At 47.7% G+C, this 21,043-nt stretch carries 1 protein-coding gene; it reads left to right on the plus strand.

The features are described from left to right. The first annotated feature begins 3 nt into the window (after window positions 1-3). Window positions 4-21,012, plus strand: a complete 21,009-nt coding sequence (locus KAI37_RS12265) for a non-ribosomal peptide synthase/polyketide synthase (RefSeq protein WP_220031369.1) — start codon at window positions 4-6, stop codon at window positions 21,010-21,012. Window positions 21,013-21,043 lie beyond the last annotated feature (31 nt).

The raw sequence follows: 21,043 nt of genomic DNA on the forward strand, positions 1-21,043 counted from the left end.
AAGTTGAAACTCAAATTCTGCATGGATAAAGGAAAGGTGAATGATTTGGCACAGGTAAATATTAAAGATATCTATCCGCTATCCCCGATGCAGGAGGGAATGTTGTTTCATTCCATCCTCGACGCAAAATCAGAAGCTTACTTTGAGCAGACCGTTATTACCTTTAATGAAGTGCTAGATGTTCATTTGGTTCAGCAAAGCTTGCAGCAGCTCATGAATCGATATGATATATTCCGTACCATTTTTATGTATAAAGAAACAGAACGTCCGCTTCAAATTGTTCTGGAAGAACGTGAAGCGTTGCCTGTTCATTTCGAAAATATCAGTGTTTTTCCTGAAGCTGAGAAAAGGGAGCATTTTACTGACTTTTTAAAGACAGAGCGTCAAGCGGGTTTTGACTTGGAAAAAGATGTTCCGATTCGACTTGCCCTGTTTCAATGGGATGATGACTCTTGCAAGCTTGTCTGGAGTGTTCATCACATTATAATGGATGGTTGGTGTATGGGAACGGTAGCCCAGGAATTTTTTACTATGTATACTTCCCTTCGGTCCGGAGTGCCTGCACAATTGGATACGGTATATCCGTACAGCAGTTTTATTCAGTGGCTAGAGCAACAGGACAAGGAAGAAGCGACAGCCTATTGGCGAGGGTATTTAAATGGGCTTGAAAATGAAACAATTTTGCCAGGTTATAACCGTCCATTGAATCCAATCTTCGAAGCAGAACGTTACACATGCAAGCTGGGGAAAGAACTGACTCAAGGAATGGAGAGAATAGCTAAACACTACCACACGACAGTCAGCACTGTATTTCAGACGGTATGGGGATTATTGCTTCAAATGTACAACCACAGCCGGGATGTTGTGTTCGGGTCCGTAGTATCCGGCAGACCAGATGAAGTTCCGGGAATTGAAAATATGGTTGGATTGTTCATTAACACAATACCAACACGCATAACCAGTGATGTGGACCAGAGATTTTCAGATCTGCTGATATCTGTACAAAACTCCAACATCGAGTCTACTCAGTACTCTTATTCTTCCTTGGCAGATATTCAGAATCACACGGATTTGAAACAAAATTTAGTCCGTCATATTGTTGTTTTTGAGAACTATCCTTATTCAGAGGAGCTTATTCATGCGGAAAAAGGGCCTGATACACTTCAGGTTACCGACGTGGAAGATATTGTACAGACCAACTATGATTTTAATGTGATTGTCGTTCCTGGATCACAGTATGAAGTTACTTTTAGTTACAATCGGCTGGTTTACGATGAAAATTGGATTAGGCTAATTGCAGCTCATCTTAAACGGGGACTGGAACAGATTGTTCAACAGCCGGATCTACTGATTTCCGATTTGGAATTTCTGACGACGGAAGAGAAAAGTCAGGTTTTATCCCAATTTAGCGGAGTACAGATCTCATATCCTTCTAGTGATACCATCCATCTTTGTTTTGAAAAACAAGTAGAAAAGACACCAAATACAACAGCAGTTGTCTGTGAGAACTCCAGTCTGACTTATGCTGAGCTGAATGAACGTGCCAACCGACTAGCTCGTACCCTACGTAGTTACGGCACAACAACCGATCGGCTGGTTGGACTCATGACTGATCGTTCTATAGATATGGTGGTCGGCATCCTCGCTATTCTTAAAGCAGGAGGGGCATATGTACCCATCGATCCGTCATATCCAGAGGAACGTATCCGTTATATATTTGACGATTCCGGTGCAGACCTGCTTTTGACGCAAAGCCATCTTGTGGAAAAGGTCAAAGAGGCCGCTTTTGGGGGAAAGGTCCTAGTATTGGATGAAGATCCAACTATATATCACATGAAAGGATCAAATCTGGAGGCCGTATCAGGAGCAAACGACCTAGCCTACGTCATATATACTTCAGGTACTACCGGACAGCCAAAAGGTGTAATGCTGGAGCACCATGGATTGTGTAACCTGAAAACGTATTTTGATGAAACATTGCAGATAAGTCCGTCAGATCATGCCCTACTGTTTGCGAGCTACGCATTTGATGCTGCCTGCTGGGAAATATTTCAGGCGCTATTTTGTGGCGCGACACTTTACGTGCCTACTTCGGAAATCATACTGAACTACAACCAGTTTGAACAGTACATGGCGGATCATAAAATTACGGTGGCGGCATTACCTCCTACCTATGCCGTCTATCTAAATCCAGAACGAATGCCAGATCTGCGTATTCTGTTCACCGCTGGTTCCGCTTCCTCGATGGAGCTCGTAACCAAGTGGAAGGATCAGGTTGCCTATTTTAATGGTTACGGACCGACAGAAAACTCGGTAGCAACGTCCATTTGGCCGGTGTCAGAGCACCCCGGAGCAATCGATACCATTTCCATAGGACGTCCCGTACCCAACCACCGGGTGTACATGATCGATGCTCTTGGTCATCTTTTACCTGCTGGAATAGCAGGGGAGTTGTGTGTATCCGGCCCAGGACTGGCACGCGGTTACCTGCACCGTCCGGAATTAACAGCTGAACAATTTGTGACCAATCCGTTTGCAGGTGGGGAAGCGGGCTATGAACGCATGTATCGGACAGGCGACCTGGCAAGATGGTTGCCTGACGGCAACATTGAGTACATGGGCCGGATTGACCATCAAGTCAAAATTCGCGGTTACCGGATTGAACTGGGCGAAGTTGAGGCGGCTATGCTGAAGGCAGATCGCATGCAAGAGGTCATCGTACTGGCACATGCTAACAGCCAAAACCAACACGAATTGGTTGCCTACTACGTGGCAGAACGGGAAGTGACAGGGAGCGAGCTTCGCAAGCAGTTAAGTGAAGAACTCCCGAATTATATGGTTCCCTCGCACTTTGTTCAGATGGAGCAAATGCCACTCACACCTAACGGCAAAATCGACCGTAAGGCATTGCCGGCACCGGAGCAAATTTCCCGTTCTACGCAGGAATATAGTGCTCCACGGACGGCAGAGGAGCAGGTTCTGGCTCGTGTGTGGGAGGCTGTACTGGGCGGCGGTCCGGTCGGATTGACGGATCAATTTTTTGATCGGGGCGGGGATTCGATCAAGGCGATTCAGGTGTCCTCACGCTTGCTGCAGGCAGGATACAAGCTGGATATCAAAGACTTGTTTAAGTACCCTGAGGTTGCTGAGCTAGCTACGCACCTGCGTGTGTCGGATAGCCAATTAGCTGATCAGGAAGAGGTCAGTGGAGCTGTGCTGCTGACACCGATTCAGCAGTGGTTTGTGGAACAAGAGCAGCCTGTGCCGGACCACTTTAATCAGGCGGTTATGCTTCACCGGGAGCAGGGATTCGAGGAAGAGCCACTACGCCAGGCACTGACGCAGTTGGTGGTGCACCATGATGCGTTGCGGATGGTGTTCCGCAAGGTAGAGCAAGGCTGGGAAGCGTGGAACCGCGGAGTGAAGGAAGGGAAGCTGTATGATCTGGAAGTGGCCGATTTTAAAGACGTGCCGATCGGTCCCACATTGGGTCAAGCTATAGAAGCCTGGGCCAGCACTATTCAGAGTAACATCCGACTGGATGAAGGACCTCTGCTGAAAGTGGGCCTGTTCCACTGCGCTGATGGGGACCATCTGCTACTGGCTATTCATCATATGGTGGTAGACGGTGTATCGTGGCGGATACTGTTGGAGGATTTGTCGAATGCCTATGAGCAGGCTGTACGTGGAGAAGCCATACAGTTCACGACGAAAACAGACTCCTTCCGGGTCTGGTCGGAACGGTTGTCAGCCTATGCCGACAGCCTTGAGATGGAAAGTGAGCACGCATACTGGGAGCAACTGAATGAATTGACGGCATACGAGTCTTTAAGGCTTACGGAATTGCTGAATTCTAAAAAACCATTGACCATAAATGACACGGCTACTTTGAGCTTGAAATTCACGAAAGAAGAGACTGATCAACTGCTAAAGCAGGCCCATCGCGCGTACAACACAGAAGTGAATGATCTGTTGCTGACGGCACTCGGCAAGACGTTAAGCACTTGGTCTGGCAGTGAGCAGGTTGCAATTCTTCTGGAAGGCCATGGCCGGGAAGAAATCATGAAGGATACGGATATATCACGAACGGTCGGCTGGTTTACAAGTCAATACCCAGTGCTGCTGCGGATTAACCGGGAAGATGATATCTCCGGGCACATCAAACGGATGAAGGAGATGCTGCGCAGCATTCCACATAAAGGGATTGGATACGGCATCTGGAGATATCTCAGCCAGAACGGACCGTCCGAGGCAACATACGCCGAGCCACAGATCAGCTTTAATTATTTGGGCGAATTTGATCAAACGCTACAGCACAGCGAAACGCGCATGTCACCGTACTCCAGTGGAGCAGATGTTAACGAACAGACCCGTATGCCGTGTTCCCTGGATGTGGGGGGCATTGTAACAGACGGAATGCTTGAACTGGATATTCGTTATAACACAAAAGTATTACAGGAAGATAATGTAGTAAAACTAGCCAGGGAGCTCAAGCAGAACGTGTTGGAAGTGATTCGCCACTGTGTATCACGGGAGCGTTCTGAATTGACGCCGAGTGATGTGCTGCTTCCGGGTCTAAGTCTGGAAGCATTGGACCGGATGGTGGAACAGATTCAGCCTGACGGAGAGCTTGAGAATATATACCCCATGACGCCGATGCAAAAAGGCATGCTGTTCCACAATATGCTGGATTCCCGGTCCAGCGCGTATGTGGAGCAGTCCACCTTTGAACTGAAGGGAACGCTGGATCTCGTAGCGTTTGCTGCCAGTCTGGACTTGCTGGTGCAGCGTCATTCAACACTGCGGACTAACTTCCGGAGCGATTTGCAGGATGAGCCCTTGCAAGTGGTATACCGGAGTAAACGTGGAGATTTGTACGTGGAGGATATACGTGAGAAGGAGAAGGCGGCGCAGGAGCAGTATATCGAGGAGTTCGCGCGTCGGGATCAGCAGAAGGGGTTTGATCTGGCAAAGGATACGCTGATGAGAGTATCCATCTTCCGTACATCAGACGATTCATACCATTTTGTATGGAGCTTCCACCACATCATAATGGACGGCTGGTGCTTGTCACTGGTCACCAATGAGGTATTTGGAGGATATACCACCCTTACAGAAGGAAAGCCACCACAATTGCCTGTGGTAACACCATACAGTCGATACATCGAATGGCTGGAGGAGCAGAACCGTAAGGAAGCAGTGGAGTATTGGAGTAGTTATCTGCAGGGCCATGAGGAGACGACGGTCTTGCCTCAGGCCAAAACAGGGAAGGCGAAGGGATATGAGGCTGAATATCTGGAATTTGATTTAGGTATAGACCTGACGGCGGAACTTCAGAAGCTGGCAAAGCAAGAACAGGTGACGATAAATACGCTGATGCAAACAGCCTGGGGTGTTTTACTGCAAAAATATAACCGCACAGAGGATGTCGTTTTCGGTAGTGTGGTATCAGGACGTCCAGCGGACATTGCGGGAGTAGAGCAAATGATCGGACTTTTCATTAATACCATCCCAGTCCGTATTCAAGGTCGACCGGCAGCTGCATTTGCTGAGTTAATGAAGCAAACTCAGAGGCAGGCGCTTTCTGCCAATGCCTATGACACTTTCCCGCTATATGAAATTCAGGCACTGACCGAGCAGAAGCAGGATTTAATCAAGCACATTATGGTATTCGAAAATTATCCGGTGGAACAGCAGGTAGAACAGCTGGGAAGTGATGGGCAGGAACCATTCACGATTTCGAACGTGGTGGTCACAGAACAAACCAACTACGATTTGAATGTTGTCGTGATGCCGGGAGAAGGCATCAAGATTCGTTTTATGTATAACGCATTGAGCTTTGATCAAAACGGGATTGAGCGTCTGTATGGACATTTTGCCCGTCTGCTGGAGCAAATTTCATTCAACCCGTATATTCGCGTTGAAGAACTGGAAATGGTGACAATAGCGGAAAGACAACAGATTACAGGCGAGTTTAACGACACGGCTTCTGTATATCCTCGCAATCAGACGATCCAAAAGCTGTTTGAGGAGCAGGCTGCGCGTACGCCTGATCATATTGCTGTAGCTTTGGGGCATCAATCTCTAACCTATCGGGAACTGAATGAGAAGGCTAACCGATTAGGGCATACGCTACGGGCTGCCGGAGTGAAGGCCGATGAGCCTGTCGGCATTCTAACGGAGCGCTCGCTGGATATGATTACGGGAACACTCGCTATTTTGAAGGCTGGCGGAGCGTATGTGCCGGTAGACCCTCAATATCCGGAGGACCGTATCCGTTATATGCTGGAGGATTCGGGAGCCAAACTGCTGCTGACTCAACAAGATTTTCTGGATCGTTGCTATTTTGATGGACAGATTGTCAATCTGAATGAGGATACGTTCTACAGTTCGGATGCTTCCAATTTGGGGATAGATGGAGCGGGCGAACATGCTGCTTATGTCATCTATACCTCGGGATCAACAGGCAAGCCTAAGGGCGTCGTTGTTGAGCATCACAGTGTCGTGCGATTGGTACGTAATACGGATTATGTGCCGTTCGATGAATCGATCCGAATGTTGCAGACTTGCGCATTTGTATTTGATGTGTCTACGTTTGAAATTTGGGGGGCGCTACTGAACGGAGGTCAGCTTGTACTCGTGCATAAGGATGATCTTTTGGACGCAGCTAAGCTCAAGGAGACCATACGGGATCATTGCATCACCATGATGTGGCTGACTACACCGCTATTTAATCAGCTTTCGCAGCAGGACAGTAAATTGTTTGGAGATGTAAAGTATTTGCTGGTCGGAGGCGACGTGCTGTCTGCGCCGCATATTAACCGGGTGTTACGGGATAATCCGGACATGAATATCATTAACGGCTATGGACCAACGGAAAATACTACTTTTTCGACGGCTTATCATATTAAGGAAGAACAGCTTGATTCTGTGCCGATCGGGCGTCCTATCCGCAATTCGACGGCGTATGTGGTCGATTCGGCGTTTAACCTGCAGCCGATTGGAGCATGGGGTGAGCTGGTTGTTGGCGGAGACGGAGTCGCACGCGGTTACTTGAACCGTCCTGAATTGACGGCTGAGAGATTTCTTGCCAATCCGTGGGTAGACGGAGATCGCCTATACTGCACGGGAGACCTTGTTCGCTGGCGTGAAGACGGTACATTGGAATACGCTGGACGGATGGATCAACAAGTTAAAATTCGCGGCTACCGAATTGAGCTGGGCGAGGTCGAGTCGGCCATGCTGAAAATAGATCGTATCCAGGAGGTCAGCGTACTGGCCCATGCGACAAACCAAAACCAACACGAACTGGTTGCCTACTACGTGGCGGAACGGGAAGTGACAGGGAGCGAGCTTCGCAAGCAGCTGAGTGAAGAACTCCCGAATTATATGGTTCCTTCGCACTTTGTTCAGATGGAGCAAATGCCACTCACACCTAACGGCAAAATCGACCGTAAGGCATTGCCGGCACCGGAGCAGATTTCCCGTTCTACACAGGAATATAGTGCTCCACGGACGGCAGAGGAGCAGGTTCTGGCTCGTGTGTGGGAGGCTGTACTGGGCGGCGGTCCGGTCGGATTGACGGATCAATTTTTTGATCGGGGCGGGGATTCGATCAAGGCGATTCAGGTGTCCTCACGCTTGCTGCAGGCAGGATACAAGCTGGATATCAAAGACTTGTTTAAGTACCCTGAGGTTGCCGAGCTAGCTACGCACCTGCGTGTGTCGGATACTCAATTAGCTGATCAGGAAGAGGTCAGCGGAGCTGTGCTGCTGACACCGATTCAGCAGTGGTTTGTGGAACAAGAGCAGCCTGTGCCGGACCACTTTAATCAGGCGGTTATGATTCACCGGGAGCGGGGATTCGAGGAAGAGCCGCTACGCCAGGCACTGACGCAGTTGGTGGTGCACCATGATGCGTTGCGGATGGTGTTCCACAAGACGGAGCAAGGCTGGGAAGCGTGGAACCGCGGAGTGAAGGAAGGAAAGCTGTATGATCTGGAAGTGGCCGATTTCAAAGACGTGCCGATCGGTCCCACATTGGGTCAAGCTATAGAAGCCCGGGCCAGCACTATTCAGAGTAACATCCGACTGGATGAAGGGCCTCTGTTGAAAGTGGGCCTGTTCCACTGCGCTGATGGGGACCATCTGCTACTGGCTATTCATCATATGGTGGTAGACGGCGTATCGTGGCGGATACTGTTGGAGGATTTGTCGAATGCCTATGAACAGGCTGTACGTGGAGAAGCCATACAGCTCCCGACGAAAACGGACTCCTTCCGGGTTTGGTCGGAGCGGCTGTCAGCCTATGCCGACAGCCCTGAGATGGAAAGTGAGCACGTATACTGGGAGCAATTGAATGAACTGGCGGCATCCGAGTCGCCCCAACTTCCGGTGTCCCAAGAGCATAGCGATAAGTTTATGCAGCAAGACATGGGTATCGTAAATGTGAGGCTTACGAAGGAAGAGACTGATCAACTACTAAAGCAAGCCCACCGCGCGTACAACACAGAAGTGAATGATCTGTTGTTGACGGCACTCGGCAAGACGTTAAGCGCTTGGACTGGTAGTGAAAAGGTTGCGATTCTTCTCGAAGGCCATGGCCGGGAAGAAATCATAAAGGATACGGATATATCACGGACGATTGGCTGGTTTACGAGTCAATACCCGGTACTGCTGCGGATTAACCGGGAAGATGATATCTCCGGGCACATCAAACGGATGAAGGAGATGCTGCGCAGCATTCCACATAAAGGAATTGGGTATGGCATCTGGAGATATCTCAGCCAGAATGGACCGTCCGGGGCAACATACGCTGAGCCACAGATCAGCTTTAATTATTTGGGCGAATTTGATCAGACACTGCAGCATAGCGGCATGCATTTTTCTCCATATTCCAGCGGAGCTAATACTCATGAATTGACCCAAATGTCCTGTGTTATGGACGTGGGAGGACTCGTTACAGGTGGCATGCTGGAACTAAGTATTCAATACAACATTAAGGCACTCCAACAAAATGCTGCTGAGCTACTAGCAGAGCAATTCAAGCAGAACGTGCTGGAAGTGATTCAGCATTGTGCATCTCGGGAGCACTCCGAATTGACGCCAAGTGATGTGCTGCTTTCGGACTTAAGCCTTGAAGAACTGAACCGGATGGTGGAGCAGATTCAGCCTGACGGAGAGCTTGAGAATATGTACCCCATGACGCCGATGCAAAAAGGCATGCTGTTTCACAACATGCTGGATTCCCAGTCGATCGCCTATGTGGAGCAATCCACCTTTGAACTGAAGGGAACGCTGGATCTCGCTGCATTCGCCGCCAGTCTGGACTTATTGGTACAGCGTCATTCAGCTCTGCGGACCAACTTCCGGAGCGATTTGCAGGACCAGCCGCTGCAAGTGGTGTACCGGAATAAACGCGGAGAACTGTACGTAGAGGATATACGTGAGAAGGAGAAGTCGGCGCAAGAGCAGTATATCGAGGAGTTCACGCGTCGAGATCAGCAGAGGGGCTTTGATCTGGCAAAGGATGCACTGATGCGTGTATCTATCTTGCGTACATCAGATGATTCATACTATTTTGTATGGAGCTTCCACCACATCATAATGGATGGCTGGTGTTTGTCGCTGGTTACCAACGAAGTCTTTGGAGGATATACCGCCCTAGCAGAAGGGAAGCAACCGCAATTGCCTGTGGTAACACCATACAGCCGATACATCGAATGGCTGGAGGGACAGAACCGTCAGGAAGCAGCGGAGTATTGGAGCGGTTACCTGCGAGGCTATGAGGAGACGGCGGTTTTGCCGCAGGCCAAAACAGGGAAGACCCAGGGATATGAGGCCGAATATCTCGAATTTGATTTGGGTATAGACCTGACAACGGCCCTACTGCAATTGGCAAAGCAAGAACAGGTAACGATAAATACGCTGATGCAAACGGCCTGGGGTGTTTTGTTGCAAAAGTATAATCGCACAGAGGATGTCGTTTTCGGGAGCGTGGTATCTGGACGTCCAGCGGACATTGCCGGAGTAGAGCAGATGATAGGACTATTCATTAACACGGTCCCCGTCCGTATTCAAGGCGGACAAGCAACTGCATTTACAGAGCTGATGAAGCAAACTCAGCGACAGGCGCTTGCTTCGGGATCATACGAAACGTTCCCACTCTATGAGATTCAGGCACAGGCAGAGCAAAAAGTGGAACTGATTAATCATATTATGGTATTTGAGAACTATCCGGTGGATGAACAAATTGAGCAATTAGGTGAAAGGGAGGAAGCTGATTTTAAAATAACCGGAGCAGGAGCGGTTGAGCAGACGAATTACGATTTTAACATCGTGGTGTTACCGGGAGAGACGCTTCGAGTTCATTTTGGTTACAATGCCCAGGTATATGACTATGAAAGGGTAGAGCAGATTCAGGGGCATTTGCTGCAACTACTGGAGAAAATCAAGATCAATCCAGCTGGCCGGATTTGCGAGCTGGATATATTAACCGCGCAGGAACGCGAGCAAATGCTGGATGCTTGGTGTGATACGACAGCAGCATATCCACGTGAGCAGACGATTCACGGGTTGTTTGAGGAGCAGGTCTTGCGGACACCGGAGCAGGTAGCTGTATATTTTGAAGGAGCGCAAGTGACCTACCGTGAATTAAATGAGCGAGCGAACCGTCTGGCGCGTACTTTACGCAGTAACGGTGTGATGGCAGACGGCCTAGTCGGCCTGATGACAGAGCGATCGATTGACATGATTGTCGGCATCTTGGGTATTTTGAAGGCAGGGGGCGCCTACATTCCGATCGATCCGACTTATCCGGAGAACCGCATCCATTATATGCTGGACGATTCAGGTACGGAACTGCTGTTAACGCAGCAGCATTTGGTTGAAAAAGTGGAATTTAGGGACAAGGTACTGCTGTTGGATGCAGAAATGGGCGAAGGCAGTGCGGATGCAAGTACGGCTAAGGCAAAAGGAAAAGCTATATCCGCATATCACAGGGATGGTTCGAATTTGGAAGCCACATCCGGTCCTCATAACCTAGCGTATGTAATCTATACGTCTGGAACGACAGGCCAGCCTAAGGGAGTCATGCTCGAGCATCGTGGACTCTGCAATCTGCATACGTATTTCAGGGAGACATTGCGAATCAGCAGTTCCGACCGTGTTGTATCGTTTGCCAGCTTTTCCTTTGATGCGGCATGCTGGGAAATGCTTCAGGCGCTCTTCAACGGGGCCACTTTATGTATCCCGACATCAGAGACCATTCTCAGCTATGACAAGTTTGAGCAGTATATGGCGGATCATCACATTACAATTGCAACGTTGCCCCCAACCTATGCCATATATTTGAGCCCAGAACGAATGCCGGAACTACGCATCCTGTTCACGGCCGGATCGGCGACCAGCACTGAGCTGGTTACTAAATGGAGAGACGGTGTGACCTATGTTAACGCCTACGGTCCAACGGAAAATTCCATAGCAACGTCTGTCTGGCCTGTACCGAGAGGTCCGGAAGCAGGGGGGGCTATATCAATCGGACGCCCTGTACCGAATCACCGCGTGTATATGGTCGATGCACATGGGCAGCTTGCACCAGCAGGAATCCCCGGTGAACTGTGTGTATCCGGTCCAGGATTGGCACGCGGTTACCTGCACCGCCCGGAATTAACGGCTGAACAATTTGTGGCTAATCCGTTTGCAGATGGGGAAGCGGGCTATGAACGCATGTATCGGACAGGCGACCTAGCAAGATGGATGCCTGACGGCAACATTGAGTACCTAGGTCGGATTGATCATCAGGTCAAAATTCGCGGTTACCGGATTGAACTGGGCGAAGTTGAGGCGGCTATGCTGAAGGCAGATCGCATGCAAGAGGTCATCGTACTGGCACATGCAAATAGCCAAAACCAACACGAACTGGTTGCCTACTACGTGGCGGAACGGGAAGTGACGGGGAGCGAGCTTCGCAAGATGCTAAATGAAGAACTCCCGAATTATATGGTCCCTTCACACTTCATTCAATTGCAGAACGTACCTCTTACGCCAAACGGTAAAATTGATCGAAAGGCACTGCCGATACCAGAAGGTCGTTTGGCCGACCATGTTGCCCCGCGAACGTGGATGGAAATAAAATTGGTAGACATCTGGCAGGATGTACTGGGTCTACCGCAAGTAGGCATCAATGAAAATTTCTTTGAAATTGGTGGTCATTCGCTGCGGGCGACGACACTGACTTCTAGAGTTCGCAAAGATTTAAACAAACCGATGGATTTGCAAAACATATTTGAGGCACCGACGATCGAGCAATTGGCGGCCTTGCTTGAAGAACAGGATCAAATCACATATGCATCCATTCCGGTGGCGGAAAAACGCGACACTTACCCGCTTTCTTTCGCACAGACACGGATGTATGTGCTTCACCAGCTGGATCCGGAAGGAATAAGCTATAACACCACATCAGCACTGAGAGTAATCGGTCCGATAGATATGAAACAGGTGGAAGAGGTATTCCATCAATTAATTTCACGTCATGCGGCCCTACGGACAAGCTTTGAACTGGTAAATGGTGTGCCGATGCAACGGGTCCACGATACGATTCACTTTGAGTTGGAATATGCCACAATATCAGAATTGCGGACAGAATCCAACGAAATTATGCTTGAAAATTTAGCAGAAGAACATGCCCGTTCCTTTGTCCGCCCATTTGACTTGAGGATCGCTCCGTTGCTACGTGTAAAGCTGGTCAAATGGGGATTGGACGAAGAAGGACAGGAGCCGCAGCATTTATTGATGCTTGATATGCACCACATCGTTTCAGACGGGGTATCCATTGAAATATTAGCTGGTGATTTTGCCCGCTTATATAGCGGTGAAGTATTATCTCCGCTGCGTATTCAATATACGGACTATGCTGTATGGCAGCATAGCAAAACTCAGCAGGAGCGAATAAAGAGTGAGGGAGAGTACTGGCTGAATAGATTTAGTGGTGATTTGCCTCAACTGGATTTGCCAACTGATTTTGAGCGTCCGGCAACACGATGTACGAAAGGTGACGCTGTTGAATTTGAAATGGGACGGGAATTGACCCAGTCTTTAAAAGAACTGGCGGTGCACACGGATTCTACGCTGTACATGGTACTTATGGCTGCATACACAGCATTGTTGCATTATTACACAGGGCAGGAAGACATCATTGTCGGTACTCCGATTGCAGGTAGACCGCATGCTGACCTGGAGCCTATGCTCGGTATGTTTGTCGGCACGCTTGCATTACGTAATCATCCTCACGCTGAACAGACGTTTTATAACTGCATTGAGGACGCCAAGACATGTGCACTGCAAGCATATGCGCATCAGGATTATCCGTTTGAGGAACTGGTGGAAAAGCTCGACCTGAAACGAGATATGAGCCGTAATCCGTTGTTCGACACGATGTTTGTATTGCAGAATGTGGAGAAAAAGGAAGTGAAGTTGGACAAGTTGTTCTTCCGCTCTTTTGGCATAGAGCAGGTCTCTGCGAAATTCGACCTGACGCTTGAGGTCAGTGAGGAGGAAGCATCTATCCAGCTCCAATTTCTGTACGCTACATCTTTGTTTGAACGGGAAACGATAGAAAGCATGGCAAGGCATTTTGTACAGTTGGTCAAAACTGTTGTAGCCGATCCGAATACAAAACTGGGCGAAATGACACTGATTTCGGAAGAAGACAAAGGGATTCTAAAAAAACATAGGGATACCCTAAAGACTTCTCGCTACTGGAGTACTCTGCTGGAAGGCTATGAAGAAGCACCTCAATTGCCATATGCCAATCTGATGGGGCGCAGTCCATATCAGACAGAGCATCTAGAGATTAATTTGGATGTTGAACGAACGGTGGCACTGCAGCGAATTGCACTGAATGAGCAGGTGACGATAAATACACTGCTGCAGACAGCCTGGGGAATTTTATTGCAAAAGTATAACGGTACAGAAGATGTGGTGTTCGCTTGCTCCATATCGAGTCCTTTGACAGATATATTGGCAACTGGGCTGGGCAACCACACCTTACCAGTTCGCATTCGAACCGAAGCAGGAGCGAACTTTATCGGCTTGATGAGAAAAGTGCAGCAGCAAACCGATGAATCTGTGTTATATGAACATTTACCAATGTCTGAAATGGTTACAACGAAAGTGCAACAACTGGCACTCTTTGGCCATAGAATGGTGTTTGAGACTACTTTGGAAGAGGCCAATACTGAGCAAGAAAGCTACGATTTAAGCATCGTAGTACTTCAGGGAGATACGCTACGAATTGATTTTGCCTACAATGCCCAGGTATATGATCATCAGAGTGTGTCGCAGATTCAAGGACATCTACTACAGTTGCTGGATCAAATTATAGCGAATCCGGATAGTTTAATTGAGAAAATGGATCTGTTGACTAAGCCGGAGCGGGAGCACATCATCCAGGTGTGGGGAAATACCACGGCAGAGTATCCGCGTGAACAAACAATTCACGGACTGTTCGAGGAACAGGTTTTGCAGGCTTCGAATCAGACAGCGGTATATTTTGAAGGTCAACAATTGACCTACCATGAATTGAACGAGCGCGCTAACCGGTTGGCCCGTACTTTACGAAGCTATGGAGTGAAAGCCGATAGTCTGGTTAGTCTGATGACAGAGCGTTCCGTAGATATGATTGTGGGCATATTGGCAATTTTGAAGGCAGGGGGAGCATATATCCCGATAGACCCAACCTATCCGGAGGAACGCATCCGCTACATGTTAGACGACTCAGGTACCGAACTGTTGTTAACGCAACAGCACCTGACGGAAAAGGTGCTGTTTGGAGGCAAGGTGTTGGTGCTTGACAGTGAACAGAACGGAGTCGCTTCCGATACAAAAAAAGCGGATGTACGCGGGGAAATGCTGTCCGTATATCATCAAAACGGTTCGAATCTGGAGGCTGTATCGGGTCCAAACGATCTAGCATATGTCATCTATACGTCCGGGACGACGGGTCAACCTAAGGGAGTGATGCTTGAGCATCACGGTATTAGTAATCTTAAAACCTACTTCGAGCAAAAGTTGAGTATTGGCTTGTCCGATCGGGTTGTCATGTTTGCCAGTTATTCGTTTGATACGTCATGCTCGGAAATAATCCAGTCTTTACTATGCGGAGCGACATTGTATATACCTTCCTCCGAGACTATTTTGAATTATGAACGTTTCGAGCAGTACATGGCTGCCTGCAAAATTACAATTGCAACGCTGCCGCCAAACTATGCTGTATACCTGAACCCGGATCGCATGCCTGATTTGCGTGTTCTGCTTACAGCAGGATCGGCCTCTACCGCAGAACTGGTGTCCAAATGGAAGGACCGGGTGGGTTATTACAATGCGTATGGTCCTACCGAAAATTCCGTTGCAACGTCTCTTTGGCCGGTATCGGAAGAAAATTCTGAGTTAGGTGGAATCATATCCATCGGGCGGCCTGTATCTAATCACCGCGTGTATATGGTGGATATACACGGAAATCTTTCACCTGCAGGAGTCCCTGGTGAGCTGTGTGTATCCGGTCCGGGGCTGGCACGCGGCTATCTACACCGTCCAGAGCTGACAAAAGAAAAATTCGTAGCCAATCTGTTTGCAGCAGAGGAAGTTGGCTATGAGCGAATGTACCGTACAGGTGACTTGGCACGATGGTTGCCAGATGGGAACATTGAATATTTGGGTAGGATTGACCATCAGGTCAAAATCCGCGGGTATCGGATTGAGCTCGGTGAGATTGAAGCGCAAATTATCAAGGTGGACGGTGTTAAAGAATCTATTGTCATGGCTCGTGCAGATCAGCAGGGAGACTATCATTTGGCTGCTTACTACGTAGCTGAAAAAGAAATCAGCGGCAGTACGATGTTGAATTTGCTGAATGAAAAATTGCCGAACTATATGATACCGTCGTATTTTATACAGCTGCAGAACATGCCGCTGACACCGAACGGAAAAATTGATCGTAAGGCACTGCCGGCATTCGAGGAACATGCTGATTTGACTGCAGAATATGCAGCGCCGCGCACTGCCATGGAGGTGAAGTTAGCGCAAATCTGGAGAGAGGTACTCGACGTTCCGTCCGTTGGAATTCATCATAATTTCTTTGCCATTGGCGGACATTCACTTCGTGCGACTGCGTTGTCCGCAAAAATCCACAAAGAACTGAATATTGAGCTACCGTTGCGTTATGTATTTGACTTTCCAACAATTGAGCAAATGGCGCAGGCTATTCATGAATTGTCTCCCAATCCATTTGCAGCGATTCCTATTGCCGAATTGAGAGACAGTTATCCAGCATCTATAACTCAAAATAGACTGTACGTTTTGAGCAGCATGAATAATTACAATATGTCTGCCATGCTTTTGATGGAAGGGGAACTGAATTTTTTAAGATTAGAAAGAGCGCTTAAGCAATTAATTCAGCGTCATGATACATTGCGAACCTCTTTTGAATTCGTAGATGATAAACTGGTACAACGGATTCACGACCATGTCGACTTCACTTTGGAGGTTGTGCAGGGACACGGCGAGAACGAAGCAAGAGCATTGATGAGACAATTTATCAGACCTTTTGATCTTGGGAAGGCACCGTTACTTCGAGCTGCTCTGTTGCAAGAATCTCCGCAGCGTCATTGGTTTATGTTTGACATGCATCATGTGATTTCAGATGGTGTATCCATGAGTATATTGCTGAACGAGCTGCCCGCACTGTATGAAGAAAAAACGTTACCCGCCTTGCGAATTCAATACAAGGATTATGCGGTATGGCAGCAAGGAGATATTGGTAGCTCATGGATGGAAAAACAAGAAGGATACTGGCTCAAGCAAATGAGCGGCGACATTCCGATTTTGGGTATCCCGGTCGACTTTGAAAGACCTGCAACACGTAGCACTTCGGGCAGCACTGTTTCCTTTGCCATTTCACCTCAGGACGTGGACCGTTTGAAAGAAATCAGTTTGCAGGCGGGAGCTACCTTATTTATGGTATTACTGGCGGCCTACAAGACCCTATTGTTCAAGTACAGCGGTCAGGAGGATATTGTTGTTGGAACACCTATTGCAGGTAGACAGCATCATGATTTGCAGCCGGTCATCGGTATGTTTGTCAACACGCTTGCATTGCGGAGCTTTCCTGAAGGGGACAAGTCATTTTATGAATATGTTCAGGAAGTAAAGGACCAGGTGCTTGACGCCTTTGAGCATCAGGATTATCCGTTTGAATTGCTGGTGGAGAAGCTGAATGTACAGAGGGACCTGAGCCGAAATCCGTTGTTCGATACTCTTTTTGAGCTAGATAACATGGACTCTGGTACGACGGAATTCCAAGACTTACAGGTTACTCTGTGCCCAGGCGAACAGAATATGGCAAAATTCGATTTAACACTTACGGCGATGGAAAGCTCTGAAGGTTTGGTTTTCAGCTTCACATATGCCGATAGCCTGTACAAGAGAAGCACGATTAAACGAATGGCCGATCACTTCATCCAGTTGATTAAAGCTGTTGTAGATGAACCACAGACAAAGCTTTCTGAAATTGAGATCATTACGCCGCAGGAAATCGAAATGATATTGGACGTCTGGGGAAATACCGCGGTGAAATACCCAAGTGAAAAAACCATTCATCAATTATTCGAAGAACAGGTAGAGAAGACTCCAGATCAAGTAGCTGTAGTTTTTGGAGATAGCCAGATCACATATAACGAACTAAATGTGCGTGCAAACCAACTGGCTCGCGTGCTAAGAGCAGAAGGAGTCCAGGCGGATCAATTGGTCGGAATGATTATGGAGCGCTCTATCGAAATGATTGTAGGGATTTTTGGTATTTTAAAAGCTGGTGGGGGATATGTACCTATCGACCCTGAGTTTCCGCAGGAACGTATGCTCTATATGTTACAAGACAGCCATATTAGGCTTATGGTTGCCAAGCCAGAAATGGCCGCGAAGGTACCGTCGGATGTGCTGGTCATTTCACCTGATAGTCATAGGCTATCCGCAGAAGACTGTTCCAACTTGGCTGAAATATGTGACCCTGGCCATTTGGCTTATGTGATGTATACCTCAGGTACAACGGGCAAACCCAAAGGAGTGATGATTCAACACTCTAATGTCGTTAATATGACAACCGCATTTAGACAACAAGTATATAAGAAATACAAATCGCCAATGCGGATGGCATGGCTATCGCCGTATGTATTTGATGCATCAGTGAAACAAATTTTCCCATGTCTGCTTCTTGGGCATGCGCTTCACGTGGTGCCGAGAGAGATTAGCACCAATGGTCATCGTTTGGCTGACTATTTCAGATCCCAACGGATTGATTTTACTGATGGTACACCGGCACACATGCATATGCTGACGGAAATGCAAGACTCCGTTGCAGATCTGAATGTACAGCATTTTATTTTTGGAGCAGAGGCGCTGCCCGGTCATCTCGTTAAAACATTTTTGAGCACCCGGCCCGGATATCGTCCGCAAATAACTAATGTTTATGGTCCTACCGAGTGCTGCGTAGACACAACTGCGTACGACATTGACGGGGAGACGATGACAGCTTGGACACATACGGTGCCGATTGGCAAGCCAATGGCTAACCAGCACGTATATATTATGGATATGAATCGGAAGTTGGTTCCGATAGGAATTGCAGGTGAAATCTACATCGGTGGGGATGGAGTAGGGCGAGGTTATATGGGAAATCGTGAGCTGACAGATGAGAAATTTATAGCTGACCCCTTCAAACCAGGAAAACGTATGTACCGCACAGGAGATTTGGCGCGATGGATGGCAGATGGAAATATTGAATATTTAGGCAGGATGGATCATCAGGTGAAAATTCGGGGTTACCGAATTGAACTTGGAGAAGTGGAAGCGCAATTAATGAACCTGCCTGCGATCCGTAAAGCGGTGGTTATTGCTCGTGAGAATGAATCAGGACAAAAAGATTTATGTGCTTATTTTGTGGCTGATAGGGATCTGACCATTCAGGAACTTAAAGCAGCGTTAGTTCCCAATCTTCCGATGTACATGCTGCCAAGCTATTTTGTTCAATTGGAGAAGATGCCGTTGACCACTAACGGAAAAATTGATCGTAAATTGCTTCCTGTGCCGGAAGGAGACATTCAAACAGGTGTTGAATATGCAGCCCCGCGAAACGACATGGAACGGCATATGGTAGATATTTGGAAACAGAATCTGGGTGTCAGTATTGTTGGCATTGATGATAACTATTTTGATTTAGGCGGACACTCCCTAAAAGCCATTCAATTGGTTTCACAGGCTGAGGCTGTTGGCATTGAAATAGGGATTAATCAGGTGTTTCAATATCAGACTATTCGCCAAATGTCAGAGTATATGCGAGCAGACACTTCGATGCCGGGTATGTTAATACGTGATATTGCCGAGGCAATCGACATCATCGAAAAGGCTTATGACGTATATGCTCATTTCCAATCAACAACTGTTGAAGGGCGAGATCAATTAACTTTGCACATAGATCCTTTCGATTCTATACAAGCAGAGGCCCTGAAGAAAGTCATTTTGTCACGCCTTCATCCTGACCTTCATCCACATCATTTGCTTCCTTTTGAAGCAGGTGCTCAAGTACCTGACTGTGAAAAGCTGTACACAGATACGATGGTAGACGATGAGGCTGCAAAGCGGCATGCTGAGGAATGGCTGGAATATCTGCTGCGGATGAATGACCAATGGAACAGCACGATGCTGGCAGGAGAGCCTTTACAACGCTATGCGCTTGCTCCCGCTCAACATTATCATTTGGAGCATCCGCAATCCTCAGGAGGTGTCATTCCTTTTGATAGTTACCTGCTGGATGTAGAACGGTTATCTGCAATCATGCAACGCCTGATAGAGCGCCATGAACTCTTTAGAAGTGTGTTGGTCCAAACGGATGTCGGATGGGAATGGGAAATGTTGTCCATGAAGGAGCGCATGGACATTCCAATGATAGATTTATCGAACTACGGTGCAGAGATGCAAAATCGTATACTCTCACATATATTGCCTGCATTCTTTATGAACCCTTATGAAACAACCGGAAACTTATTATATCGTATTGCGCTTGTCCGCCTCAATTTAAGGGATCATTTGCTGCTGCTCCCTTGTTCACATCTCATCTATGATGGCATGAGCGGAGAGGTCGTTAAGAGTGAGTTGTACCGTGCATATGAAGATATGAGCAATGTAAAAGGGCAACTAGCAGGAAGCTACCGTGATTATGTGAGTCAGGTCCGGAAAGGACCTCAGGGCATGGGCGATCAAGAGATTGTTGACAAATTTCGCTTGTCCGCATTTGCTGCTGCTTCGGATGCTGTAGTCCTCGCAATTGATGAGCGCAACCATACAACGGGCACAGATGTGACAGTAGAACTTGCAGATTTGAATGATTCTGACGCAATCGGACACATGTGGGACTTGGCTATACGCCTAGCTAACCGCTTTTTTCGCAGATATTTGCAAGTGGACGAGATTCCTATTCTTCTCACCAATTATGGACGGGCATACGAGGACAAGCAGTATTTTGATATTATAGGTGAATTTATAGACCAAATCCCTGTACTGCTTACAGATGCGGATGAACATGGGCATGAGATCAGAAACAGTATGCAGTTGGCCGTATCGCGTAACCTGAATTTTCTAAATCTCATATACAATGATGAAATGGCTTCGTTGTATCCGCAGTCTAATAGGTATCTGAAGCATAGCCTGAATAAGCTACCTATTGTCTTCAATTACCTTGGCGAAGCGTCAGATAAATATCAGCTGTTTAAAAATATCGAGCCAGAAGAGAGGGACATTTATCGGGATTCAATCATTTTCTTTACTGTTCAGCATGTGGAAAATGTATTGCAAATCTCGCTGGAACTTCCTTTTGAAGAAAATTCAGAAACCGTTAAAGCGTTGATGGAAACAGAGCTAGCGAATTTACTAGTAACAGACGAAAATGGAATAAAGTCCACCTAATCTTCACTCAAGGCATTAAAAACAAGCTCCG

Source organism: Paenibacillus sp. S25, assembly GCF_019454085.1.
GTDB classification, from domain to species: Bacteria; Bacillota; Bacilli; order Paenibacillales; family Paenibacillaceae; genus Paenibacillus; species Paenibacillus polymyxa_B.